The organism is Bacillus sp. Pc3, from assembly GCF_000815145.1.
Classification (GTDB): Bacteria; Bacillota; Bacilli; order Bacillales; family Bacillaceae; genus Bacillus; species Bacillus velezensis.
In genome coordinates this window covers 1,003,356-1,029,180 of sequence record NZ_CP010406.1, presented here as the reverse complement: position 1 = coordinate 1,029,180, position 25,825 = coordinate 1,003,356, and the positions used below count along the sequence as shown (strand labels likewise).

General features: G+C 49.9%; 24 protein-coding genes. 11 read left to right on the top strand and 13 right to left on the bottom strand.

What is annotated here, in order from left to right:
- Window positions 1–105 precede the first annotated feature (105 nt).
- The 5 genes from addB (at window position 106) to SB24_RS04455 (ending at window position 12,232) form a co-directional block, all read left to right on the top strand.
- Window positions 106–3,606 (top strand): helicase-exonuclease AddAB subunit AddB, encoded by a 3,501-nt coding sequence (gene addB, locus SB24_RS04475; RefSeq protein ID WP_039252063.1) that lies wholly within the window; start codon window positions 106–108, stop codon window positions 3,604–3,606.
- On the top strand, window positions 3,593–7,297 hold the full coding sequence (gene addA / locus SB24_RS04470) for a helicase-exonuclease AddAB subunit AddA (RefSeq protein WP_039254956.1): 3,705 nt from the start codon (window positions 3,593–3,595) through the stop codon (window positions 7,295–7,297). Before addB ends, addA begins: the two co-directional genes overlap by 14 nt.
- A 64-nt stretch (window positions 7,298–7,361) precedes the next feature.
- Window positions 7,362–8,534: an exonuclease subunit SbcD gene (sbcD, locus tag SB24_RS04465; RefSeq protein ID WP_007409169.1), complete on the top strand. Its 1,173-nt coding sequence runs from the start codon at window positions 7,362–7,364 to the stop codon at window positions 8,532–8,534.
- Window positions 8,531–11,923, top strand: coding sequence for an exonuclease subunit SbcC (sbcC, locus tag SB24_RS04460; RefSeq protein ID WP_039252060.1), 3,393 nt, complete (start codon window positions 8,531–8,533; stop codon window positions 11,921–11,923). The genes sbcD and sbcC overlap by 4 nt, the downstream gene beginning before the upstream one ends.
- A gap of 15 nt (window positions 11,924–11,938) precedes the next feature.
- Window positions 11,939–12,232, top strand: coding sequence for a hypothetical protein (locus SB24_RS04455; protein ID WP_007409167.1), 294 nt, complete (start codon window positions 11,939–11,941; stop codon window positions 12,230–12,232).
- Window positions 12,233–12,275: 43 nt separating this feature from the next.
- On the opposite strand, the gene SB24_RS04450 is transcribed toward SB24_RS04455, so the two are convergent.
- The 7 genes from SB24_RS04450 to SB24_RS04420 form a co-directional block, all read right to left on the bottom strand.
- Complete coding sequence (locus SB24_RS04450; protein ID WP_003155143.1) at window positions 12,276–12,494, bottom strand: spore germination protein; 219 nt, start codon at window positions 12,492–12,494, stop codon at window positions 12,276–12,278.
- Window positions 12,495–12,533: 39 nt separating this feature from the next.
- The gene (locus SB24_RS04445; protein WP_007409166.1) at window positions 12,534–12,929 is read right to left on the bottom strand and encodes a spore germination protein GerPE; all 396 of its coding nucleotides are present in this window, start codon (window positions 12,927–12,929) and stop codon (window positions 12,534–12,536) included.
- Window positions 12,929–13,105 (bottom strand): hypothetical protein, encoded by a 177-nt coding sequence (locus SB24_RS04440; protein WP_003155141.1) that lies wholly within the window; start codon window positions 13,103–13,105, stop codon window positions 12,929–12,931. Before SB24_RS04440 ends, SB24_RS04445 begins: the two co-directional genes overlap by 1 nt.
- On the bottom strand, window positions 13,102–13,719 hold the full coding sequence (locus tag SB24_RS04435; protein WP_031378472.1) for a spore germination protein GerPC: 618 nt from the start codon (window positions 13,717–13,719) through the stop codon (window positions 13,102–13,104). Before SB24_RS04435 ends, SB24_RS04440 begins: the two co-directional genes overlap by 4 nt.
- Before the next feature lie 35 nt (window positions 13,720–13,754).
- On the bottom strand, window positions 13,755–13,991 hold the full coding sequence (locus SB24_RS04430; RefSeq protein WP_007409164.1) for a spore germination protein GerPB: 237 nt from the start codon (window positions 13,989–13,991) through the stop codon (window positions 13,755–13,757).
- A gap of 12 nt (window positions 13,992–14,003) precedes the next feature.
- A complete protein-coding gene (locus tag SB24_RS04425) occupies window positions 14,004–14,225 on the bottom strand; it encodes a spore germination protein (RefSeq protein ID WP_003155135.1) in 222 nt (73 codons plus the stop codon).
- 189 nt (window positions 14,226–14,414) lie between these two features.
- Window positions 14,415–14,630, bottom strand: a complete 216-nt coding sequence (locus SB24_RS04420; RefSeq protein WP_007409163.1) for an aspartyl-phosphate phosphatase Spo0E family protein — start codon at window positions 14,628–14,630, stop codon at window positions 14,415–14,417.
- A 217-nt stretch (window positions 14,631–14,847) separates the two neighbouring features.
- On the opposite strand from SB24_RS04420, the gene SB24_RS04415 reads away from it, so the two are divergent.
- Together SB24_RS04415 and SB24_RS04410 are read left to right on the top strand one after the other, a co-directional pair.
- On the top strand, window positions 14,848–15,753 hold the full coding sequence (locus tag SB24_RS04415; RefSeq protein ID WP_031378473.1) for a fumarylacetoacetate hydrolase family protein: 906 nt from the start codon (window positions 14,848–14,850) through the stop codon (window positions 15,751–15,753).
- Between the two features lie 93 nt (window positions 15,754–15,846).
- The gene (locus SB24_RS04410; protein WP_007409161.1) at window positions 15,847–16,203 is read left to right on the top strand and encodes a YisL family protein; all 357 of its coding nucleotides are present in this window, start codon (window positions 15,847–15,849) and stop codon (window positions 16,201–16,203) included.
- A 38-nt stretch (window positions 16,204–16,241) separates the two neighbouring features.
- Here SB24_RS04410 and SB24_RS19925 read toward each other — a convergent pair whose 3' ends face one another.
- The gene (locus tag SB24_RS19925) at window positions 16,242–16,421 is read right to left on the bottom strand and encodes a hypothetical protein (protein WP_134816601.1); all 180 of its coding nucleotides are present in this window, start codon (window positions 16,419–16,421) and stop codon (window positions 16,242–16,244) included.
- 35 nt (window positions 16,422–16,456) lie between these two features.
- The gene (locus SB24_RS04405; protein ID WP_014417377.1) at window positions 16,457–16,999 is read right to left on the bottom strand and encodes a DUF2777 family protein; all 543 of its coding nucleotides are present in this window, start codon (window positions 16,997–16,999) and stop codon (window positions 16,457–16,459) included.
- A gap of 175 nt (window positions 17,000–17,174) precedes the next feature.
- On the opposite strand from SB24_RS04405, the gene asnB reads away from it, so the two are divergent.
- Window positions 17,175–19,016, top strand: coding sequence for an asparagine synthase (glutamine-hydrolyzing) (gene asnB, locus SB24_RS04400; protein ID WP_025284535.1), 1,842 nt, complete (start codon window positions 17,175–17,177; stop codon window positions 19,014–19,016).
- An 85-nt stretch (window positions 19,017–19,101) separates the two neighbouring features.
- Complete coding sequence (locus tag SB24_RS04395; RefSeq protein WP_015417187.1) at window positions 19,102–19,842, top strand: squalene/phytoene synthase family protein; 741 nt, start codon at window positions 19,102–19,104, stop codon at window positions 19,840–19,842.
- Window positions 19,843–19,876: 34 nt separating this feature from the next.
- Here SB24_RS04395 and SB24_RS04390 read toward each other — a convergent pair whose 3' ends face one another.
- A complete protein-coding gene (locus SB24_RS04390) occupies window positions 19,877–21,244 on the bottom strand; it encodes an MATE family efflux transporter (RefSeq protein ID WP_039254954.1) in 1,368 nt (455 codons plus the stop codon).
- Between the two features lie 122 nt (window positions 21,245–21,366).
- Between SB24_RS04390 and SB24_RS04385 the strand changes: the two genes are divergently transcribed.
- A complete protein-coding gene (locus tag SB24_RS04385; protein ID WP_007409155.1) occupies window positions 21,367–22,230 on the top strand; it encodes an AraC family transcriptional regulator in 864 nt (287 codons plus the stop codon).
- 143 nt (window positions 22,231–22,373) lie between these two features.
- Here SB24_RS04385 and SB24_RS04380 read toward each other — a convergent pair whose 3' ends face one another.
- On the bottom strand, window positions 22,374–22,868 hold the full coding sequence (locus SB24_RS04380; RefSeq protein ID WP_015239546.1) for a DinB family protein: 495 nt from the start codon (window positions 22,866–22,868) through the stop codon (window positions 22,374–22,376).
- Window positions 22,869–22,922: 54 nt separating this feature from the next.
- Window positions 22,923–23,531: a LysE/ArgO family amino acid transporter gene (locus SB24_RS04375; protein WP_025284538.1), complete on the bottom strand. Its 609-nt coding sequence runs from the start codon at window positions 23,529–23,531 to the stop codon at window positions 22,923–22,925.
- A gap of 125 nt (window positions 23,532–23,656) precedes the next feature.
- Here SB24_RS04375 and pdxR point away from each other — a divergent pair, with 125 nt between their 5' ends.
- The gene (pdxR, locus tag SB24_RS04370) at window positions 23,657–25,099 is read left to right on the top strand and encodes a MocR-like pyridoxine biosynthesis transcription factor PdxR (RefSeq protein WP_039252046.1); all 1,443 of its coding nucleotides are present in this window, start codon (window positions 23,657–23,659) and stop codon (window positions 25,097–25,099) included.
- 7 nt (window positions 25,100–25,106) lie between these two features.
- Here pdxR and SB24_RS04365 read toward each other — a convergent pair whose 3' ends face one another.
- Window positions 25,107–25,733 (bottom strand): pentapeptide repeat-containing protein, encoded by a 627-nt coding sequence (locus SB24_RS04365; protein ID WP_031378479.1) that lies wholly within the window; start codon window positions 25,731–25,733, stop codon window positions 25,107–25,109.
- Window positions 25,734–25,825: the final 92 nt, after the last annotated feature.

Sequence of the window (25,825 nt, the reverse complement as noted above, 5' to 3'; positions counted from 1 at the left end):
GATATGTTTTAAAACAGTCATCCCGTTTTTACCAGCAGATGAGATTGGTCATTTTCGTCAACTTTCGATAAAATGTAGAAAGATAAAAAGAGAGGGGTCTTCTAATTGGGTGTTGAGTTTTTAGTAGGCAGATCGGGGAGTGGGAAAACGAGGCTGATTATCGACAGCATTCAAGATGAACTGCGCCGGGAGCCGTTCGGGAAACCGATCATTTTTCTAGTCCCGGATCAAATGACGTTTTTAATGGAATATGAGCTTGCTAAAACGCCGGATATCGGCGGCATGATACGCGCTCAAGTGTTCAGTTTTTCGCGTTTGGCGTGGCGCGTGCTTCAGCATACCGGGGGCATGAACCGCCCGTTTGTGACGACGACGGGTGTGCAGATGCTTTTAAGGAAACTGATTGAAGAACATAAGCACGAGTTTAAAGTGTATCAAAAAGCGAGTGACAAAACCGGGTTCACTGAGCAGGTGGAACGGATGCTGACAGAGTTTAAGCGGTACTGTATTGAGCCTGAAGACGTCCGCCGCATGGCGGAAAGCGGAACGGCATCAGAATATCGCGGAGAGCGGATGCTGTCTGAAAAACTTCATGATTTAGGCATTTTATATCAGCAGATGGAAAGAAGCCTCGCCGGACACTATTTGCATTCAGAGGATTATTTGACGCTGCTCGCTCAGCAGATTCCTTTGGCGGACGTTGTAAAAGGCGCCCGTGTTTACGTCGACGGATTCTATCAATTTACGCCGCAGGAATTAAGGGTGCTGGAGCAGCTGATCATGCATGCTGAACATGTCACATTCTCGCTGACGGCGGACAGCCCTTCGGCGGAACAGGCACCGGATGAGCTCGATCTGTTCAGAATGACGGGAAGCACATACTATAAGCTTTATCAGACGGCAAAGGAATTGAATGCCGATATTTCCTGCAAGGAACTGCATGGCACGAAGCGGCATCAGCATGCGCCGGAGCTTGCCTGTATAGAGTCGCAGTACGATGTGCGTCCCGCCGCGGCGTATACCGGCGGACAGGAAGCTTTTACCGTCATGCAGGCGCAAAACAGAAGAGCTGAGCTTGAAGGTATTGCCCGGGAAATTCAATCACTTGTCCGGGACGGAGGATACCGGTACAAAGATATGGCGATTCTCATCCGTCAGCCGGAAGATTATAAAGATTTGCTGAAGGAAGTGTTTGCCGATTACGGGCTTCCTTATTTTATTGACGGAAAAGCTTCTATGCAGCATCACCCGCTTATTGAATTCATCCGTTCAAGCCTGGATGTCGTGAAGGGGAACTGGAGATATGAAGCGGTGTTCCGCTGTGCGAAAACCGAACTGTTATTCCCGCTTGATCAGCCGGAGCAGAAAATAAGAGAGCAGGTCGATCAGCTTGAAAATTACTGTATCGCCTACGGCATTAAAGGGGAGCGCTGGACGAGCGGCGAGCGGTTTGTATACAGGCGCTTCGTATCGCTCGATGAGGATTTCGCGCAGACGGATCAGGAAATAGAGATGGAACACATGCTGAATGAGACGAGAGAGTGGATAGCCGCGCCCCTTGTCCGGCTTCAAAACCGGATGAAAAAAGCGAAAACGGTTCAAAGCATGGCGGAGGCTCTTTATCTCTTTTTGGAAGATACCGATGTTCCCCTGAAGCTGGACCGGAAAAGGCAGCGGGCCGAAGAGACCGGAAACATGATCGAAGCGCAGCAGCACGGCCAGGCGTGGGATGCCGTTATCCAGCTTCTCGAGGAGTTTGCCGGCATGATGGGTGAAGATGAAATATCTTTGGCACTGTTCCAGCAAATGCTTGAAACGGGAACGGAATCGCTTCATTTTTCTTTAATTCCGCCTGCGCTTGACCAAGTATTTGTAGGGAATATGGATCTCTCAAGAATGTACGGCACGTCCTGCACATTCGTCATCGGGGCCAATGACGGCGTTCTTCCGGCGCGCCCGGATGAAAACGGCGTGCTGTCTGATGATGACCGGGAGTGGCTGAAAGCAGTCGGAGTGGAGCTGTCTTCCGCGGGGCGTGAGCGGCTGCTTGATGAGCATTTTCTCATCTATATGGCGCTGTCGAGTCCGTCTGACCGTCTTTATGTGTCATACCCGATTGCTGATGCGGAAGGAAAAACGCTCCTGCCGTCAATCGTTGTAAACCGGCTTGGCGAGCTGTTTCCCGATCATCAGGAAAAGCTGTCAGCGGCTGATCCCGAGCAGGTAAGCGAAGAAGAGCAGCTTCAGTATCTCGTCAATAAACAGGTGGCTCAGACATATACGGCAAGTCAGCTCAGGCTGTGGACAAGAGAGTACGAGATCAGTGACGTATGGTGGAGCGCATACAATGTGCTGATGAAAGAGCCTGATCACCGGCGTGCGAAAAAGCTGTTTTCAAGCTTGTTTTTCCGCAATGAGGCGAAGCGTCTTGAACGCCCTGTTTCGCGCCAGCTTTACGGCGAGCATATTAAAGGAAGCGTCTCCCGGATGGAGGCGTTTAATGCCTGCCAGTTTTCTCATTTTGCATCTCACGGGCTTCAATTAAAAGAGCGGCAGTTTTTCAAGCTGGACGCGCCGGATATCGGCCAGCTGTTTCACTCCAGCCTGAAGCTGATTTCAGACCGGCTTCGTGAGCAGAAGCTGGAATGGCGCGATCTGACGAAAGATCAGTGCCGGAATTTCTCCTATGAAGCGGTGGAACGGCTTGCGCCAAAGCTGCAAAAAGAGATTCTGCTCAGCTCAAACAGACACTTTTATGTGAAGGAAAAACTGCAGAAGATCGTCACGCGTGTTTCTGGCATATTAAGCGAGCATGCGAAGGCGAGCGGTTTCGTCCCGGTCGGTCTTGAACTCGGTTTCGGCGGAAGCGGGCCGCTGCCTCCGCTCACTTTCACGCTGAAAAACGGCTGTACGATGGAACTCGTCGGACGGATCGACCGCGTGGATAAAGCGGAAAGTTCAAAAGGCCTGCTGCTGAGAATCGTTGATTATAAATCAAGCGACAGGGGGCTTGATCTGGCTGAGGTGTATTACGGGCTCGCTCTGCAAATGCTCACATATCTTGACTTATCGATTACACATTCCGCGGATTGGCTCGGCATGAAAGCGACACCGGCAGGCGTTTTGTATTTCCATATTCACGATCCGATGATTCAGGCCAGTCTGCCGATGGGGCTTGATGAAATCGAGCAGGAAATTTTCAAGAAATTTAAAATGAAAGGCCTTCTCCTCGGTGACCGGGAGGCGATCAGTCTGATGGACACGACCTTGGAGGAAGGGCGTTCAAATATCATCAATGCCGGTTTGAAAAAGGACGGGTCTTTAAGATCCGACTCAGCCGCGGTCAGCGAACAGGACTTTCATCTGCTGACAGACCATGTGCGGCGGACATTTGAACAGGCTGGCGAAGCGATAACGGACGGGCTTGTGTCCATTACCCCGTATAAGCTGAAAGATAAGACGCCTTGTACGTACTGTGCGTTTAAGTCGGTATGCCAGTTTGATGAGTCACTTAAGGAAAATGAATACCGCAGCCTGAAAGCGGAAAAAGACGGCACCATACTGGATTGGCTGAAGAAGGAGGCGGATGATGATGCAAATTCCTAAACCGAAAGACAGCATATGGACGGATGACCAATGGAGCGCCATCGTTTCTTCCGGCCGCGATATTTTGGTCGCTGCCGCAGCCGGATCAGGTAAAACGGCCGTGCTCGTGGAACGGATGATCAGAAAGATAACCGCGGAGGAAGATCCGGTTGATGTTGACCGGCTCCTTGTGGTGACCTTTACAAACGCCTCAGCAGCGGAGATGAAGCATCGGATCGCGGAAGCATTAGAAAAAGAGCTCGCCAAAAATCCGGGATCTCTGCATATCAGACGGCAGCTCTCTCTATTAAATCGGGCGAGCATTTCGACGCTTCACTCTTTCTGTCTGCAAGTGCTTAAAAAATATTATTATATGATTGATCTTGACCCCGGTTTTCGGATGGCTGACCAGACGGAAGGCGAATTGCTCGGAGACGAAGTGCTTGATGAGCTGTTTGAAGATGAATACGCAAAAGGGAATCAGGCGTTTTTTGAGCTTGCGGACAGATATACGACAGACAGGCATGATCTTGATCTTCAAGACCTTGTCAAACGGGTGTACGAGTATTCCCGGTCGCATCCTGACCCGGAAGCGTGGCTGCAAAGCTTTGTCCGCCTGTATGACGTGACGGAAGAAAGCAAAATGGAAGAGCTTCCGTTTTACCAGTATGTGAAAGAAGATGCTGAAATGGCGCTCTTCGGGGCAAAACAAAAGCTTGAGAAGGCGCTTGAACTGACAAAAGCGCCCGGTGGGCCGGCCCCGCGCGCTGATAATTTTCTGGATGACCTTCAGCAGATAGAAGAGCTGATCAGCTGCCGGCATGACTTCGATGCGCTGTATGAACGGGTTCCCGCAGTCTCCTTTAAGCGGGCGAAGGCGGTAAAGGGCGATGAATTTGACAAAGCGCTTTTGGACGAAGCGACCGATTTGCGAAACGGCGCGAAGAAACTGATCGAAAAGGTAAAGACCGATTACTTTACAAGAAGTCCGCAAGATCACTTAAAGAGTTTAACAGATATGAAGCCTGTCATCGAAACGCTCGTTCAGCTCGTGATATCGTACGGAAAACGATTTGAAGCGGCGAAACAAGAAAAATCAATTATTGATTTCTCAGATTTGGAACATTACTGCCTGGCGATTTTAACTGCGGTTGATGAAGAAGGCCGGCGGGTGCCGAGCGAAGCGGCCGTTTATTATCAAGACCAGTTCCATGAAGTTCTGGTTGATGAATATCAAGATACGAATCTTGTGCAAGAGTCTATCCTGCAGCTTGTTAAAAGCGGGAATGAAGAGACGGGAAATCTGTTTATGGTAGGCGACGTTAAACAATCGATCTACCGTTTCAGACTTGCTGAGCCGCTGCTGTTTCTCGGGAAATATAAAAGGTTTACAGAAAGCGGGGAAGGCGCGGGGCAGAAAATTGACCTGAACCAAAATTTCCGCAGCCGCTCCGATATTTTGGACAGTACGAATTTCTTGTTTAAGCAGCTGATGGGCGGAAAAATCGGCGAAGTGGATTACGATGAACAGGCGGCATTGAAGCTCGGCGCATCGTATCCGCCGAATGACGCGGCAAAAACGGAACTGCTGCTCATTGACAGCGCTGATGGCGCAGACAGCTCCGAGGATGCCGAAGACTTTGAAACTGTGCATTGGGAAGCGAAAGCGATAGCCGGGGAGATCCGAAAGCTTGTCTCATCTCCGTTTAAGGTATATGACGGCAAAACAAAAACACACCGGAATATCCAGTACCGGGATATCGTAATTTTGCTGCGCTCCATGCCGTGGGCGCCGCAATTAATGGAAGAGCTGAAAAACCAGGGCATTCCGGTGTACGCCAATTTGACGTCGGGTTACTTTGAAGCCGTGGAGGTAGCTGCGGCGCTTTCAGTCTTGAAGGTGATTGATAATCCGTATCAGGATATTCCGCTTGCTTCCGTGCTGCGATCGCCCATCGTCGGCTGTGACGAAAATGAACTTGCGCTGATACGCCTTGAAAAGAAAAAAGCGCCGTTTTATGAAGCGCTGAAAGCATATATAGCGAACGCTGACAGGCATGATGACCTGTATCAAAAACTGAGAACCTTTTATGACAGTCTGCAAAAGTGGCGGTCATTTTCGACGAATCATTCGGTGTCTGAGCTGATTTGGGAAGTATACCGCGATACCGGATATTTTGACTATGCAGGCGGCATGCCAGGCGGAAAGCAGCGCCAGGCCAATCTGCGCGTCTTGTATGACCGGGCGCGCTCGTACGAAGCGACGGCGTTCCGCGGGTTATTCCGCTTTTTGCGGTTCATTGAACGGATGCAGGAGCGCGGCGATGATCTGGGGACGGCCCGGGCGCTCAGCGAGCAGGAGGATGTCGTTCGGCTGATGACGATCCACAGCAGCAAAGGACTTGAATTCCCCGTCGTTTTCACCGCCGGACTCGGCAGAAGTTTTAATATGATGGATCTCAACAAATCATACCTGCTTGATAAAGAGCTCGGTTTCGGCACGAAGTATATTCATCCGGAACTCAGAATCAGCTATCCGACTCTTCCGCTTGTGGCGATGAAGAAAAAGATGCGCAGAGAGCTCTTATCCGAAGAATTGCGCGTATTGTATGTGGCGCTGACCAGAGCGAAGGAAAAGCTGTTTCTCGTCGGTTCCTGCAAAAACCGGGAAAAACAGCTGGCCAAATGGCAGGCGCAAGCAGACCGGGCCGATTGGCTTCTTTCTGAATTCGACCGCTATCAGGCGTCATCTTATTTGGACTTTATCGGGCCGGCGCTCATCCGCCACCGTGACATGGAAGCGCACAGGACGCCGGGACTTTCCTCATCTGAGGATATCGCGCGCGACCCGTCGCGTTTTCATATCCGGATGCTGCAGCAAAGTGAATTGCTGGAAGAGAATCCAAAAGAACGTGCTGAAGAAAAGAGCAAACGTCTCAAAGCGATTCAGCAGGGCGAGCCGATTCCTGATTCGTTTTCATTTGATGATCAGGCGCGCCGTCTGCTTGTATGGGAATATCCGTACCGAGAGCTGACGGCTATCAGAACGAAGCAGTCAGTTTCTGAGCTGAAGAGAAAGCAAGAATACGAGGATGAATACAGCGGCCGCTCTCTCATCAAACCGTCAGGAGACACGCTTTTATACAGGCGTCCCGGTTTTATGATGAAAAAAGGGCTGACAGCCGCCGAAAAAGGGACGGCGATGCATACGGTGATGCAGCACATACCGCTGACGCACGTTCCGACTGCCGAAGAAGCGGAGCGGACGGTCCGGATGCTTTACGAAAAAGAGCTGCTGACAGAAGAACAGCAGGAAGCTATTGATATAGAAGAAATTGTCCAGTTTTTCGGAACTGAAATCGGGAAAGACCTTCTCGGGGCGCTGCGGATTGACCGGGAAGTGCCGTTCAGTATGGCGCTTCCGACCGGCGAGGTGTACAAGGATGCCGAAACGGCCGGTGAACCGCTGCTCGTGCAGGGGATTATTGACTGCCTCTACGAAACTGCGGACGGTCTCTATTTGCTGGACTATAAAACAGATCGGATAGAGGGGAAATTCCGGAACGGATTTGAAGGCGCGGCTCCGATTCTGCAAAAAAGGTATGAAACACAAATCGAATTGTATACAAAAGCGGTTGAACAAATTACAAAAACGAAAGTGAAAGGGCGTGCGCTCTATTTCTTCGATGGAGGTCACGTTCTTACACTGTAACAAGATCCGAAGCTCTTTTTTGGAGCGGATCTTTTTTTCTATCAAAAAGTGAGGTGAATGCGGTATGCGCATTTTACATACAGCTGACTGGCACCTCGGCAAAACGCTGGAAGGCAGAAGCAGGCTGAGCGAGCAGGCCGAGGTATTGGAAGAGCTGAATACCATTGTCAAGGAAGAAAATATTGATGCGGTCATTATGGCGGGGGATGTATTTGATACGGTCAACCCGCCTGCGCTCGCTGAACAATTGTATTACGAAAGTCTTTCCGCGCTTTCTGACGGCGGAAAGCGCCCGGTTGTCGTCATTGCCGGAAACCATGACAATCCCGACAGGCTGGCGGCGGCTTCTCCGTTAACAAATGAGCGCGGCATTCATTTAATCGGCTATCCGCGGACAGAACCTGTGCATATTGAAGTGCCGTCGGCGGACGAGCTGTTAGCCGTAGCTGCGCTGGCATATCCGTCAGAGGCGAGATTAAACGAAGTGCTTTCTGATACGTTTGAGGAAAAGCTTCTTCGCGATCATTACGATGTCAAAATCAGAGAGGCGTTTGCTCACATGTGCGGACTGTGCCGGGACGATGCCGTGAAAATCGCGGCGAGCCACATTTATGTCGCGGGGGGAAATCAGACCGATTCAGAGCGTCCGATTGAAGTCGGGGGCGCTTACACAGTTGCCGCTGACAGCCTGCCGGCTGATGCGGCTTACGTGGCTCTCGGCCATCTCCACCGTCCGCAAACGATCAAGCGCGCCAAGACGGCTGCCCGTTATTCAGGCTCTCCGCTCGCATACAGCTTTTCGGAAGCCGGTTATGCCAAATCGGTGACGGTGGTAGAAGCGAAGCCCGGCGGAGAAGCGAAGTGGGAAGAGATTTTCCTGTCTTCCGGTAAACCGCTCGTCAAATGGAAAGCGCAGGGGCTGAGCGAGGTTCACGGCTGGCTTGATGAAGGGCGTGACCGGAATGCCTGGATCGATCTTGATATCCATTTGACGGATCAGCTTTCTCTCGAGGAAATTCATCGGCTGAGAAAGGCGCATCCCGGCTTTATCCATATCAGGCCGGTTTTTGAAGAAAAAGAGACCGAAAATGACCGGATTGAAGTGAAACACACATCAATTGAGGATCGATTTAAGAAGTTTTATGAAAAACAAACGGGCGGCGGCGTGCCGGATGAGGAGATGGTCAAGCTGTTTTTAGAGCTTGCGTCAGCAGATGATGAGGAGGATGCGACATGAAGCCGATTCTGTTAACGATAAAAGGGCTCCACAGCTTCAGGGAGGAACAGACCATTGATTTTGCCGGACTGTCCGGAGCCGGGGTGTTCGGGATTTTCGGGCCGACCGGAAGCGGAAAATCATCAATCCTTGATGCCATGACACTCGCTTTATACGGAAAAGTGGAGCGCGCCGCAAATAATACGCACGGCATCCTGAATCATGCCGAAGATCAGCTCGCCGTCTCATTTACATTCGCGCTTCAATCCGGCCACCGGGTTTCCTACAAGGTCGAGCGCGTTTTTAAGAGAACGGATGAAACGAAAGTAAAAACCGCCCTCTGCCGCCTGATTGAAATCAAAGACGAACAAACGGTGCTGGCCGATAAAGCGAATGAAGTGAACAAAAAGGTGGAAGAGCTTCTTGGCCTGACCATTGACGACTTTACAAGAGCCGTCGTGCTGCCGCAAGGAAAGTTTGCCGAGTTTCTGTCGCTTAAAGGCGCGGAAAGAAGACATATGCTCCAGCGCCTGTTTAATCTGGAACAGTACGGGGACAGGCTTGTCAAAAAATTGCGGCGGCGGGCGCAGGAAGCGGCAGCGAAAAAAAATGAAATGCTGGCCGAACAATCCGGCCTCGGAGACGCAGGAGAAGATGCGCTGAAGCAGGCTGAACAGCAGTTTCACGAAGCGAACGAACGGCTTGAAGAAGCTGAGAAGAAACGGGTCCGGGCAAAAGAGCGCTTTGAGAATCACCAGGAAATTTGGAACCTGCAGACAGAAAGAGATGAATATGAGCGCCGGGAGAAAAAGCTTGAGGAAAGACGCCCGTACATCACGGATTTGACTGAGCGTCTTAAAGAGGCGGAAACAGCTCTCGCCCTTGAGCCGTACGCAGACCGTTACACAGAAGCCGTCCGCCGGAAGCAGCGCGCCGAACAGGAACACGAACTGGCCAAACGGAAATCAGAGGCGGAAACCGTTTCATTTACCCGGCAAAATGAAGCCTATGAAGCATGGCGGGCCCATAAGGCCGAACAGGAGCCGAAGCTTGTCAAGGAAGAAGAGCTGTATCAAAGACTTTCAGCCATTGAACAAAAACTGCTTGAAGCGAAAAAAGAAGCGGAAAAAACAAATGCGGAACACAGCAAAAAAGAGGAAGAATACGAAGCCGCCTCGAAACAGCTGGCCGGAGTGAAAGACCGCCTGACCCGCGGCCAAAACAGGCAGAATGAGCTGAAAGAAGAGCTGAAAGCAGTTCAAGTGACCGCCGATGAACGGAAAAAATGCCAGACCGCCGCACAGCTGGCGGCAGGCTTTCAGCAGACACAGGAACAAATCACGAAAGAACGGGCCAATCTGACAACGCAGCTGAAAAACGTGGAGAAGCTGAACGGAGAAAGCGAGTCGCTCACAGCGAAAGCGAAAACGGAAGAGGAAGATGTTACGCACGCTTATCAAACGCTTCAAACCGTTTACCATATGGTCTGTGAAACGGAACGTTCACTGAAAGCCGCAGCCGAACGGGCTGACAAAACGCAAGCCGATCTCCGCAGGCGCTCAGAGGAAGCGAGAACGGCTGCATTAACAAAAGAATTATCGGAAAAACTAATCGAAGGAAAGCCTTGTCCTGTATGCGGCTCGACGCAGCATGACCGCCCGCGTTCCGCTCATGAAACATTCTCGCCTGATACGGCTGTACAGGAACAGCTGCAGCAGGTTGAAGCGCTGCTTTCTGAGGCGGCGGCTCTTTCTCAGGAAGTGCTGACAGCCAAGGTTGCATTAGAAGAACAGTCGGGGCGTTTTACCGAAGAATGTCCGTTTCTGCAAAGCGTCCGGGTTCCGGAGCTGGAAGCCGCTTCCTCCATCAGCGGACGCCCGCTTGATGAAGCGTTCAGCGCCGTCCGCTTGGAATGGAAACAAATGAAACAGGATATGCTGTCGGTAAAAGAGAAGGTCACAAGACTGATCAGCGCGCATCAGCAGACGGTGAAACAAGCTGAGCAGCTTGCCGAACGAATCCGCTACGAGGAAAAAGAAGCCGGCCGTCTCAGACATTCATTAGAAGAGCTTGAATCGCTGTCAGAAAGCCGATTGAATCAGTACAACGAAGTCTGCGGTGATATTCCGCCAAACCGGATTGACACTTGGCAGGCTTCGATAGATGAGAAGGACAGGCAGGCAGAAGAATGTGAGAAGCGCATTGAAACAAGCATCGCATTCCTCAAGGAACATGAAGAGGAGAAAGAACGCCTGCAGGAGATGAAGCATCGGCTTGAACGGGAACGGCTCGAGCTTCACTATGCGTCTGAGCGCCTGCAGCAGATGATTGACGGGTATGAACAAGAGCTCGGAACAGCAGCTGAAGAAACATCAATTTCCGCAAAGCTTGAAGCGGTGCGGCAGGAATTACAGCTGTTAAAATCGAAAGAACAGTCCCTATTCGACGCGCTGAAGCAGGCGCAGCAATCACTGAATGACGCAAAAGGCCGGGAATCCGGGAGTCTCATGTCACTCAGGGATGCTGAGACCTCCCTTGAGAAAGCGCAAAACGACTGGCGCGTGAGGTCAAAAGACACCGGGTTTGCCGACCCGGACCAAGTCAAAAAAAATCTGCTTCCGCAAGGGCGTGCAGAGGAAATGAAAAAAGAAATAGATGAGTTCCTGGACACCTCAAAACAGCTATCGGCAAATATCAGCCGTGTTACTGATAAATTAGCCGAGCGCCGGATATCGGAGGAAGAATGGACAGCATCCGTTTCTCTGCTGAAGCAGGCAGAGGCTGAGTCAGGCGCCGCCATGGAGGAAAAAGGAGCGCAGGCAAAAGCCTTCGCGGTTATGCAAAAACAGCATAAGCGCTTTAAAGAGATTGAAGCCGAACTGAAAAGCTGGCAGACACAGATTGACAGGCTTGATAAGCTCCAGTCTGTATGTAAAGGCAATACATTCGTCGAATTTTTAGCGGAAGAACAGCTGGAAAGTGTGGCTCGGGACGCCTCTGCCCGTCTCGGAGCTTTGACAAGGCAGCGGTATGCCATATTAGTCGATTCAGAAGGCGGTTTCGTCATGCGTGATGACGCGAACGGAGGCGTCAAACGGCCCGTATCAAGCCTTTCTGGCGGAGAGACGTTTCTGACATCGCTGTCGCTTGCGCTTGCCTTGTCCGCCCAGATTCAGCTGCGGGGGCAATACCCGCTGCAATTCTTTTTCTTAGATGAAGGATTTGGAACTCTTGACCAAGGGCTCTTAGACACCGTTGTTACAGCGCTCGAAAAGCTGCAATCGGACAACTTATCCGTCGGAGTGATCAGCCATGTGCAGGAGCTGAGAGCGCGTCTGCCGAAAAAATTAATCGTTCATCCGTCCGAACCGGGCGGGAAAGGCACCCGGGTCACATTGGAGATCATGTAGAAAGGAGAAGGAATCATGGCCGATTCTGCCGAGGGCACATGTGAATTATGCGGCCGCCATCATGTGCGGCTGACGGAGCACCACTTAACGCCTAAGGAAGAAGGCGGGACATTCCTTCCGACCGCAATGCTCTGCATCCCTTGTCATAAACAGGTTCACGCGCTCTATACGAATCAGGAGCTTGCGGCAAGGCTCACGGGAATAGAAGAGCTGCGTCGTGACCCGAAACTCGCGCGGTTTGTGAAATGGATCAGAAAACAGCCGCCGGAAAAGCTTGTAAAAACAAAAAAAGCAAATGAACGAAAATAACGCTGAAACAAAAGCAGCCCTCTTCTGAAAGAGCGGCTGCTTTTTAGGCGTTTCCGACCACATTTTGATCGCTGACATCGGGGTCTATATAGTTTGTCGCATTGACAACGTTGTTTAATAACAGGAAATCTCCGGTATTGCCTGCTCCCGAACCGAGCGCAGATTTAGAAGAGCTTTTTGGAGAAAGGTAAAAGGAATCACCAAAGTTTACGACTCCGCCCGATATGGAATTGATAGCTATAGGTCCGGTAATTGCTGGCATAAACGACACCCTTTATAGAAGTCTCATCGTCATTATATGTCAGGGCTGCTGTGATTGTGAGCTTGGCGTGAAGATCTGCCTAATATGTTTCAGCCGCGAATCTCCCAGAACGATCGACGTCGATCCGATTTGAACCACGGATGCTGACGATACCCCTTGAACTTTCACATTCCTTACCCGAATTGAAGGGTTTTCATGGCAGAATGCGCTTTGGACTCCCGTTTCCGGTAACGGCATGACGGCTGGCTGCCGAAAAATCTGGTATTCTTTTTTGTTAAATGAGCCTTCATCATCTCTGTATACAGCAAGACTACGCTGATCGGCCAATACTTTGATCCGCATATTGATTTCATTCGTATCGCCTGCTTGAAAGACACTCGCAATCCCGACTGAATTGATTTTGGCGTTCCGGAGGCGTGAAATGCGCTTTAACATTATTCCGGCGCCAGCGGCACATAAGGCCCGATAATAAGAGATTCCGGAGGCGTGTCAAAGATGGAAGACAGATAGACGGAATCGGTGTCGCCGATTAATAATAAGGAAGAACTGGATACACCGGTAGACCGGATGTCGCCGACTTCAATATTCCGGTTAATCACTGTAAAAATCATGACGGATCATCACCTTTCATTTCACCAGGTATGTGCTTAATAAAGTGCTCGACGGCCCTGACAATATCACGCTTCACATGTTCGGCAATCTGCTCGGCATATTGCGCGGGCGCCGTATTTTCTTCTTTCGGGACATGGGACAGATAATACTGAATCCGGCTGTCCATCTGCTTTCTGATATCTTCAATAATATGATATTTGTTCGCTTCGTCCAGCCTGCTCTCATACTGAGTTTCGAGCTGCTCTAAAAGCGCGGGGATTTCTTCATTCAGGTACATATCGACGTTTTGGCGGATTTGCTGCATTTGCTGGCCCGCCTGTTCCTGCTGCATCATTCCGACCTGCGGAGATGTCTGGCCGACTTCGAAGTTTTGCACGGCATTCGGATCAGTCGGATTCAATCCGATATTCAGCGTTCCTTCCAGCCGTTCAATTTTCAGCTGATCAAATTTATACTCGAGCCGATCGATTCTTGTAGAAGGCTGCTGCTTCAGCGTTGAAATTTCATTTTGGAATTCTTTCAGCTGCCGTTCGAGCTCCTGAATCTGCTGCGCCTGCTGCTGTACGAAAGAATTTAAATTCTGCAGGTAGGATGAAACGGATTGATCATACATGACATTCACCTCGCGTCTCGTTTCCTTCATTAAAACTACCGGCTTGGCGGCTGGAGCGGTACAAATGATGAGGTGCCGGGACCTCCCCCTGTTGTTACAGTCTGCTGCCCCGCGGTGACAGGCGGCGCCGGCTCAACATAACTCCCTGTGTTGTACAGATTGGAAAGAGATTTAATTGAACCGGCGCTTCCGATTTGCAGTATGGAGGAATTGCTGACAGATTCTACACGCATGTAATTGATATGGATCGACTGATTGACGTAAAAATTCATACGGCGCCTCCTTTATGCGTTTCCTGCCATCGGCTGATCGATTACATCATTATCGTACACATTCGTTGAATTCCTGTAATTCGTCAGTGTGAGATTGTCTCCGGTATTGAAGCTGCCCGCTCCGGCAAATGTCTTAACCTCTGCTTTTGGAGAAATGGTGATGCAGTCGCCTATATGAACGACTCCGCTCGTACCGACGGCATTAATTTTAAACGCTCCGACAATTGCGGGCATACGAGCACATCCTTTTCGTGAAGATTTTCATGACTGCACTCCAGGAGCTTATCTGGGCTGCCTGCCTAAAATAGCTTATGACAAATGCACATTTTTGTGAGCGGAAAAAACTTTAGACGTAAAAACACCGGCGCTTTACGCATGCCGGGTCTTATACATAAATGATACAGATTTATATACATATCACGTTTATGAGAAAGCCTCTTTTTTTCCTGCGGTGCGGCCGTGCTCAATCTGTGCGGCCGGGTTCAGCCCGCTGTCTTTCGTTTGTTGGATGAGCCCGCCCCGGCACCCGTTTAAAAGGCTGTCCAGCTCCTGGCTGCACCTGATGGTCTCCGTTGCATTGATTCCGAATTTTTGCGCTGTCTCGAATAAAGTTAATCTTTTTTCTTCAATTTTGTTCATCGTGTGATCTCCAATTCTCGATTATTTTGGAAAACATAGGATGATAATAGTATAACCCATTTTGGCCAAGAAGGTTTTATTTCGTCAATATGACTAAAAAAGTGACAATTTTTGATACTCTTTTACACTTATTTTCAGCCTGTTTAAAAGAGGAATTTCCCGCCAGGAGGAAGAATACATAAAGGAATGCCAGATTTAAAAATGATGGGGGATTAACATGAAATTTGCGACAGGGGAACTGAACAGCCGAACATTTGTCGGTCTGATCATTGATGATGACAAAATCTTAGATCTGCAAAAGGCTGAAAAAAAATTGTTTGAACTTGAGACGATTCCGGGTTCGCTGATCGAGTGCATTCAAAAAGGAGATAAGTTTGTCGCGCATGCCGGACAGCTTGCGGAATGGGCGAAAAAACCGAATGATGAGTCGGGTTCATTTATGTATGCGCTGTCTGACGTAAAGCTTTGCGCGCCTATTCCGAGACCTTCAAAGAACGTGATCTGCATCGGGAAAAATTATCGTGATCATGCTGTTGAAATGGGGAGTGAGGCTGATATACCGGAGCATCCCATGGTTTTTACGAAAGCCCCCGCTGCCGTTACAGGACACGGAGAAACAGTGGACAGCCACTTGGACGTAACGGAGCAGCTTGATTATGAAGGGGAGCTTGCGGTCATCATATCAAAAAGCGGATCGCACATCTCCAAAGAACATGCGCTTGATCATATATTCGGCTATACAATTGTAAATGATATAACAGCGCGCGATCTGCAGAAGAAACATAAACAGTTTTTTATCGGCAAAAGCCTCGATACGACATGCCCGATGGGCCCGGTCATTGTACATAAGTCGGCCGTCAGTGATCCACAAAGCCTGAAAGTTGAAACGCGGGTGAACGGAGAACTGCGCCAATCAGGATCAACGGGTGACATGATTTTTCCGATAGCTGAATTAATCGAAACGCTGTCAAAAGGAATGACGCTTGAAGCCGGTGACATTATAGCGACGGGGACGCCGTCCGGTGTCGGAAAAGGGTTTAAGCCGCCGAAATTTTTAAAGCCGGGGGACCGCATTGACATTACAATTGAACCGATCGGCACGCTGTCGAACCAAATCGGATAATTGTGTGTCTTTCGCACGATTGATAATGCTCCGATCGGCTTGTTGTGGTACCATAAGTGAGGCAGATTGATCTGATAGGGGGAATTGAACATAATGACACATTGGCATATTACTTCATGGGTCGTTGCGCTTATCCTGGTATTTGTCAGCTACGGGCTGTACGGTTCCGGAAAAGCGAAGGGCGCAAAAATTACGCATATGATTCTGCGCTTATTCTACATTATTATTATTCTGACCGGAGCTGAGCTTTTTGTCCGTTTTGCGAATTGGAACGGAGAGTACGCCGGAAAAATGCTGCTCGGCATCATTACCATCGGACTGATGGAAATGCTCGTCATCCGTAAGAAAAAAGGCAAATCAACCGGCGGACTGTGGATCGGTTTTATTATCGTGCTCGTCCTGACGGTGCTGCTCGGCCTTCACTTGCCGATCGGCTTTCACGTATTTTAATCAATCGCTTGAAAAACCCGGATGCATCCGGGTTTTTTTTAGTCGCGCAACTGTGCCGCTGAATGAGAAAGGCCGTGGCAGGGGGATGTTGATGAGGCGAAGGAGATGTGCAGGATGCCAAAAGCGTCAATCACTCTTGTTACCGCAAAAGCTGCGGCTGTGAAGGGTAATAGCAAACGCCGGGCGTCAATCAGCGTGAAAAACAAAGCTGAATACATCAGGCGGCACCTATTTAAAAGGTGCCGCCTGTTTGTTACGCGGTGCCGTCTTGTTTTGCCGCTGAATACATAATGGAGCGCCGTCCGTCAGATGCCGTCCATTCAAATCTGTCGTGTTTACCCGAGCTGCCGCGGTGATGCTGCAAGGCGCATTGTGCGTCATCCGCCGAGAAGTGATAAAACGAAACGCCTTCACCGGAAAACAGCGCCTGATTGTAGGAAAATACGCAATCATATACAGACAGGCCGAACCCGTGAAGATGGCTGAGAAACAGCAGAAACGTTTCATCGTCCAGCGAATCGAGCAAGGTTAACAGCGGCCGTTTGACCGCCTTTTCATAACGGATTTCTTCCCCGCCGAGCAGGGGGATGGTGTCTGCGCCGATTTCGGCCGCACCGCCGCAAATCCGTGCCGGCTGCCATCTGCCGCCGCGTTTCATCAATACGTCTGCGTTACCTAGACTGTCTGCCAGCAGGATATCGCCTTCATCGTTTTCGACGAGGCAGATGCCGTCCTCTATCATCAGGGTGCCGCGCCCCCATTTGTTTTTTTCTGAGAAAAGCTGTTTTCGTTTCATAACCGTGCCGGTCTCCTTTGTTTGTTTCTTCTCTTCCGTTCTTTCCAAATCGGGCTTGTCTCATACAACTCTTAGTGGGACAAATCAACTATCTGCGTTTCTTTGCATAAACTGGGTAAAGTGCTGATAGAAACGAATTTGATACCGACAGAAACGGGATTGGAGCTGATATCACATGTGTGGAATTGCGGGTTGGGTCGATTTTCAAAAGCAGCTCGTCCAAGAGAAACATATTATGAACAATATGATAGACACTCTTTCAAAACGAGGGCCTGATGATTCAAACGTCTGGGGAGAACCCCATGTTTTATTCGGACATAAAAGACTTTCGGTCGTTGACATTGAAGGCGGCCGCCAGCCGATGGCCTGCACGCATCAAGAGGAAACGTACACCATCATTTATAATGGCGAGCTGTATAACACGGAGGAATTGCGGAAGGAGCTTCAGGCGAGGGGCCACCGTTTTGAGAGGACCTCTGATACAGAAGTGCTGCTGCACAGCTATATTGAGTGGCGGGAGGAGTGCGTGGACCGCTTGAACGGTATTTTCGCTTTTGCCATCTGGGATGAGAAGCGCAAGCGGCTGTTCGGGGCAAGAGACCGGCTCGGCGTCAAACCGTTTTTTTATAAAGAACACGGCTCTTCCTTTCTGTTTGGGTCGGAATTGAAAGCCATCCTTGCTCATCCTGATGTGAAAGCCCGCACAGACAGCGGCGGACTTGCGGAAGTATTCGGACTCGGACCATCCAGAACTCCGGGCTGCGGGGTGTTTAAAGGAATTCACGAGGTGCGTCCCGCCCATGCGTTCACTTTCTCAAAGGACGGTTTGTCCATATGGCGTTATTGGAATGTAAAGAGCGAAAAGCATACAGACAGCTTCGATGAAACCGCGGCTCACATTCGGTACTTATTTCAGGATGCAGTGACACGCCAGCTCGTATCTGACGTGCCGGTTTGCACGTTTTTATCAGGGGGGCTTGATTCGAGCGCGATAACCGCGATAGCCGCCGCTCATTTTGAGAAACAAGGCAGAGATCCCCTTCATACTTATTCCATTGATTATGAGGAGAACAGCAAATTTTTTAAAGCGAGCGCCTTTCAGCCGAATGATGACGGCCCGTGGATCGATAAAATGACAAATGCATTCGGCACACAGCATCATAAGTGCGTGATTACGCAGGATCAGCTGGTTGAACACCTGGAGGAATCCGTTCTCGTCAGAGATCTGCCGGGCATGGCTGATGTTGATTCCTCGCTATTATGGTTCTGCCGGGAAATTAAAAAAGATTTTGTCGTGAGCCTTTCCGGAGAATGCGCGGACGAAATTTTCGGCGGATATCCGTGGTTTCACACCGCGGCAGAAGAAGACGGATTTCCTTGGATGAGGTCGACTGAGGAGAGGATCACGCTCTTGGATGAAAAGTGGCAAAAACGGCTGAATCTTAGAGAATACGTGAATGCGAGATATGAAGAAACCATTGCGGAAACGCCGCTGTTAGACGGTGAGACGGGAACAGATAAAGCGAGACGGCAGCTGTTCTACTTAAATATGCTTTGGTTTATGACAAATCTGCTCGACCGCAAAGACCGCATGAGCATGGGCGCAAGTCTTGAAGTACGGGTGCCGTTCGCCGACCACAGACTTGTGGAATACGTTTGGAATATTCCTTGGGAAATGAAAATGCATGGCAGCCGGGAAAAAGGCATCTTGCGGAAAGCGCTTGAAGGACTGCTTCCTGAAGATATTTTGTACCGCAAAAAAAGCCCTTATCCGAAAACGCATCACCCGAAATACACGCAGGGGGTCACGGAATGGCTGAAAACGATTTTACAACAGAAAGATTCCGTGCTTCACACCCTGCTTGACAGAAAGAAGCTGGAAATGCTGCTGGAGACAGAAGGTTCATCTTTTCAGGTTCCGTGGTTCGGCCAGCTGATGAAAGGCCCGCAGCTGATCGCCCATCTTGCCCAGATCCATACATGGTTTGAGGCGTATCGTATCGATATAGAAGAATAACAGTGCCGCGACCGGTTTCCGCTGAAGGATATCGGTCTTTTTATTGTGAAACATATGGTACACTAAAAAACAGAGGAGTGATACCATGACCGAATACGAAACATGCGCCCAGCTTGCCGAGGCGCACTTTCCTTTATATAAACGGACTTTCTCATCCCTGCCGCCAAAAAACAGGCGGGCCGTATGGGCGGTGCTTGCTTTGTTTCACGAAGCTGACCGGCTTGATGTGCAGGAACTTGGAGGATTTGAACAGTCGGCACAAGACTTTCTGAACGGGTCCCGCGCCGACGGCTTTTTGTGGGAGGCGCTCACCGATGCGCGGCAGCAATTTGCGCTTGAAGAAGAGCCGTTACGTGAGTTTATCGCCGGCCAAATCTCTGACAGAGAAAAAGTAACGTATCAAGAGTTTGATGATCTGCTGATGTACGCGGGCCAAACAGGCGGAGCCCTCGGCCTGCTTCTGCTGCCGGTTTGCGCGCGCCGGAACCAAGAGAAACTCCGCCATGCAGCCGTTTCATTAGGAGCAGCCATTCAGCTGACCCGGGTGCTTCTGGAGGTCCATACGGATGAGCGGGCGAAAAAGCGTCTCCCGCGCCAGGTGATGAAGCAATTCGGCTATACGGAAGAAGAGCTGGAGAGCCATACCGTCAACAAAGCTTTTATGAATGTATGGGAGTACATCGCATTCGAGGCCGAGGCGTATTTCGAGGAGGCGTCTGAAGAGCTGGAGCTGTTTCCGTTATACTCAAGGCCCGCCGTTACCGGTTTAGCGGCACATTACCGGTCAGAGCTCGGTGACATGAGACAACAGCTTTCGCAAGCATAAAAAACGCCCGGCTTCATAACGAAGCTTCGGGCGTTTATGCAATCCCTTTTTGAATCCAAATCCGCGACCGCCATCTTCTGTACATAAGAATGCCTCTGACCCATTCATCCGCGATAAATGAAATCCAGATGCCCATAAGCCCTAATCCGAAATGGATGCCGAACAGATAAGCGAGCGGCAGTCCGATACCCCACATGGAAATCATCGCCATGTAGACGGGGAATTTTGCATCTCCGGCAGCCCGCAGCGAGTTGATGATAATGACATTAAATGAACGGCCGGGCTCAAGAATGATTGTCATGGCGATCAGCATGCTCGCCGTCGCAATAATGTCAGGGCTGCTTGTGAAAATTCCGATCAGCTGCTTTGAAAACAAGGTCATGATCACGGATGTCAAAGCGGCAATGCCAAGCGCCCAGTACAGACTTTTCATGCAGCGGTCATAAGCGTCGTCAAACCGTTTGGCGCCGATATATCTGCCGATCAAAATCTGTGTGCCCTGGCTGATCGCCGTTCCGAACAGCAGGATAAACATGGTGATGTTTTGTGTATAAACCTTTGTCGTAAGCGCCTGAGCGCCCATAATGGCGATAAAATAAGTGACAACCATTTGCGAAATGTTGTAAGACAGCTGTTCGCCGGCAGACGGAATCCCGATTTTCAGGAGTTTCCGCAAGTGCTCTTTATGGACGTGAAAAATCTTTTGCCATGTCAGACCGAGTCCGATGCGTTTTTTGAGGATCACAATCATCGCGAACAGCCCGATGATCCGCGCGAAGGACGTTGACATCGCAACACCGGCGACGCCTAACACCGGAAGGCCAAGCGGCCCGAAAATGACAAGAAAGTTTCCGGCAATATTTAAAATATTCATCCCGATCGTAACGAACATCGTATCCTTCGTATGACCGTAGCTTTTTAAAATGGCGCTGAACGTCATAATCAAAGCCTGAATGAAGGACAGCCCGCCGACCACCTGCAAAAAGACTTTGGCATCCGGCATCAATTCATTGGAAAGACCCATTACATGAAGCAGCGGAACGGCCGCAAAAAATATGGCGGCGCTGATGGCGAGACTGATGACAAAGTTCGCTCCTATTGATACATAAGCCACTTCCTGCGCCTCTTTTTTCTGTTTAGATCCTAAAAACTGTGAAATCACAATTGTCGTGCCCGTTGCGATAAAGCTGAACATCACGATAATTAAATTTAAAATCTGATTGCTGACACCCACGGCCGCCACACTGTTGTCAGAGTATTGGCTAAGCATAAGAGTGTCGGCGTTTCCCATAAACATATATAATGAAACCTCAATAAATATCGGCCAAGTCAGCGCGTATAATGAGAGTTTGTGATCAGAGGATTGTTTGAACGCAGCCCGTTTTAAAATCGCTTGTTTCATTTCTTTTAACCCCTTTCCTGACAAAATCAACGTTTAAAAGTGTACCTCCATTTTCTTATAATAAAAAGGGAGAGAAACGAAACTTCTTGCAAAAATCCGACTTAAAAAGGAGGGCCGAAAATATGTCCTTTCTCGAGTTCACAGTTCCTCCGTTCCCGGTCTTTATCGCTGCGGGAGAAGGAGTGTTCAAAAAAGGCGAAACCCATGTGAGACGGGTCTTCCCGGTGTTTGATCTGCTGTATGTGAAAGAAGGCGTCCTCTACATTACAGAAGACGAAAACGCCTTTTCCGTTGAAGCGGGAGAATATATTCTGCTTTCTCCCGGCCTTGAACATTACGGGACAAAAGGCAGTGAAGAAACGACATCCTATTCGTGGCTTCATTTTGAGGGAGCGGCTTATGAGGTGACGGAAACAACCGGGAACAATTGGTCGGAGCTGAGGCGAAAAAAAGGGAGCTTTGAAGAACCGTCCCGCTACCGCCTGTCCCTGCCGCAAAAAGGGAAGGTGAGACGCCCGCAGTTTATGGCCGGGCAATTCAGTGTGCTGACCGATGACAGCGCCGAGAACTCCGATCTGCCGCTCAGAAAGCAGATTCTGTTTGAAGAGCTGCTGCTCCATCTTCAGAAAGAAGCGTTCCAAATCCCGTCCGCAAAGGAAAGAGTCGCATGGGAGGCCGCCCGGTACCTGCAGGAGCACTATCAGGAGAAAACAACCATCAAAGCGCTCTCTTCGGCTCTTCATTACAACCAAGACTACGTGACCCGCTGTATGCAGCAGGTGCTCGGCGTCACGCCCGGCCAGTATACGAACAAAGTCAGAATGACGGAGGCGAAACGTCTTTTGTCCGCAACCAATGACAAAATGGGGGCAATCGCGGACGCCATCGGTATGGAGGACCCGACCTATTTTTCCAAACTGTTTAAACAGATTGAAGGCATTTCGCCGCTTGAATACCGCAAATTCGTAAGCCGGAAAACGGACTGACCTAAAACCAGAGAACAAAAGAGGGATCAGTAAGCATGAAAATGACAATTTACGATGTGGCCGAAAAAGCGGGCGTCTCCAGCTATATCGGATTATGATAGATTCGAAGTAAAAAAGCAAAGGCCCGGGAGGCCTTTGCTTTTTTATGATTCGTATGAGAAAAAAATGTAGTCAGTCGGCACGCCTTTATAGCCCATTTGGTGAAGCATCGCGGTGATATTGCCGCGATGGTATGTGCCGTGATTCACAACATGCCGGATCACATCGGCATATGTCGTCTGAAGCGTCCCCAGGCGCGGATGAGAAATAGAGATCGGACCTTCCGGGTTCTCCATTTCTTTTAAAAATTCGCTGAATTCTTTGTCCAGTTCAGTCATTCTATGTTCAATCGCCTCAAAATCTCCGTCAAGCTTTTCAAATTGATCAAACTGCGAGACGATTTGTTCGAAAGTTTCTCCGTAAAGCACGTGAAGCCAAATGTAATCAGCCCGGTATATATGCACAAGCACGGCGTTCACAGTCGGAAAAACACTTTTCAGTTTCTGCTGTAAGCTGACCGCGGGCAGCGTCTTCAGATGCTGAATAACTTGCTCATTTGCCCATCTGTGGTAGTGATACAGCTTTAAAATGTCTGACATTCCAATTCCCCCTCTTCCTTCCGGTACATTCAACATGGCCTGGCCGAATTCCTTTTATCGAAACAAAAGCGCCGCAAAATAAAAAGCAGCACCCCACATCACCAATGCCGAGCATTTATTCAGGATGCCGAGGAGCCGGCCTCCTGTATCCGCCGTTTGAACGAGCCGTCCCGCGAATGCCAGTCCGGCGAACCATACCCAGGAAACCGCGATACAAGCACCGGCAAACAGCCATTTATCAATTCCCGGATAGGCGGCGGAGCTTGTGCCGATGACACTGACGGTATCCAAAATCGCATGCGGGTTCAAAAGGGATACCATGACGGCCGTGACCGCCTGTTTTTTTGCCGTGAAAACCGTTTTTCTCGCCTGTTCGGCCTGCGGTTTGCTTCTCCAAGTCTGCCAGCCTAAAAAACTGAGAAACAAAAAGCCGCCTATAAGCATGACGGTCTGAAAAACGGGAATCTCTGCAATAATCATTGACACGCCTGCGACGGCCGCGCTGATGAGAATCGTATCGCATACCGCGGCGGCAATCACTGCGGGAAACGCCTGCCACACATGTTTTTGCCAGGCTCCCTGCTGAAAAATAAACACGTTTTGCGCGCCCAATGGCAAAATAAGGCCGAAAGCGAGCATCACTCCGTGAAGAATGGCATTCATTTCGTAAAACCCTCCAATCGTCAACTAAATCTCATTGTAGCCGCACTGTGTGCTGATGTCTCCGGCCATTTGGCTGGTACTTGAACCAGCCAAATGTATAATAAATAAAGAAGGAGGGATGACGTATGAACAGCTGGCGTCCGGATCGGGAGTCGCACATACCGCTTTATCTCCAGATCGAACAGCATATAAAAGAAAAAATACTTCATGGCGAATGGACCATCGGCACGAAAATTCCCTCACAAAGAAAGCTCGCCGAGGAGCTTCAGGTCAACCGAAGCACAGTGACGGCAGCAGTTGATGAGTTAATCGCCCAAGGTCTTCTGGAAGGAAAAAGAGGGGGAGGCACAAAGGTCGTCAACAATACGTGGAGCATCATGGCAGCGGCTAAGCCCCTTGATTGGAGCACATACGTTACATCGGGGAGTCATCAGCCGAATTCATCCTTGATTCAGGCCATTAATCAAAACGAGCCGCGTCCGGATCTGATCAGGCTGGGGACGGGTGAACTGAGTCAAGAGCTGCTGCCTGAGCAGGAGATGGCCGAACTGTTCCGTGAAGCGGGAACTAACATTTTTGCGCTCGGCTATGAAGAACCGAAGGGCAGCCTGCAGCTTCGGCAAAGCGTCGCGGAACATTTGAAAACAAAGGGGATTCACGCGTCCCCGGCATCCATCGTAATCGTCTCAGGCGCGCTGCAGGGGCTTCAGCTCATTTCAATCGGGCTGCTAAAACCAAACTCCGTCATGCTGACTGAAAACCCGTCGTATCTCCATTCCCTGCGTGTGTTTCAATCAGCGGGCGTCAGGCTTAAGGGAGTGCCGATGGATGGGAGCGGAATCAAAACGGATCATCTTCCCGCTTACCGGCGGCAATACGAAGCAGGGCTGCTGTACACCATTCCGTCATTCCATAATCCGACCGGAACGGTAATGTCACTTAAGCGGAGGAAGGAACTCATCGCGCTCGCAAGAAATCACCGCCTGCCTGTCATTGAAGATGACGCATACGGTGATTTATGGATCGATAAAGAACCGCCGCCTCCGTTAAAATCGATGGACGGTGAGGGGAATGTACTGTATATCGGCACGCTGTCAAAAACCGTAAGCCCGGGTCTGCGCATCGGATGGGTCGTCGCCCCTGAGCCGGTTGCAGACAGGCTCGCCGATATTAAAATGCAGACGGATTACGGCTCCAGTGCTTTATCTCAATGGGCGGCATGTCAATGGCTGTCAAGCGGCCGCTATGAAGCGCGCCTTTTGCGTCTCAGAAAGGAACTCAAAATCAGAAGAGATGCGGCATTGCGTTCTCTTGAAAGATACGCGGGAGATATTGCGGAGTGGCGTGTGCCGGAGGGGGGCTTTTATATTTGGGTCACTTTTCATCAAGCAATCGCCGTTCAGACGCTTTTCACCCGTGCCTTGGAGGCCGGCGTGCTGATCAATCCGGGAGCTCTCTATCTTCCCGAAGACCGGCAAAGCCTGCGTCTTTCCTATTCGTACGCATCCTTACCGGACTTGGAAAAAGGCATTCAAACGATAGCGGACATCGCCCGCCGTTTCGTTTAATAAAAGATCACGTCACAATGGCTCCGAGCGCTTCTGCGAATGTAACGGCATGCGCCGGAGAGATGCGGCATCCTTTCAGCTTCTCAAGTGAGACATGCAGATGATCAAATGTGCACGTGCTGATATCCATATTAAAAAGAGACGTGCCGATAAAATTTGAGCCGTTCAAATCACAGGCGTCAAGATCTGTGTATTCAAGAACGGCATCATTCCACTCGCTTTCTGTAAGAGCGCACGTGTCAAACCGGACATGCTTCATATTGGAATAGCTGAAGGAGCTGTAATTTGCGAGGCAGTCTTCAAACCGTACATGACGCATGGCGGAATCCGCCAGATTCAAGCCGAGAAGTTTTGAATGCTGAAACGCCGTTCTATGGATGATGCTTCCGCTGAAATCAGCGTTTGAGACATCACATTTGTCAAACAGGACATCGGTACATTCCATATGTCTGAAAGAGACATCCGTAAAAACGGTGTTTCTGAAAATGACTTTTTCGGCGCGCAGGCCGTCCAGTTTGCTGTTTACGACGGCGTTCTCTATGACGACTTCTTTTATGAGGTCGTCCTGAAGCGCTTCTGTGAAAGAAAGCACCGGCAATTCTTTCGGGATTTTCGGTTTTTGGATCGTATTCATCTCATACTTCCTTTTCTGAATTAATAGCTGAAAACGGCAATTGACAGATATCGTTTTCTGCCTGCCATCCTTGCTGTTGCGTAATGTACAAA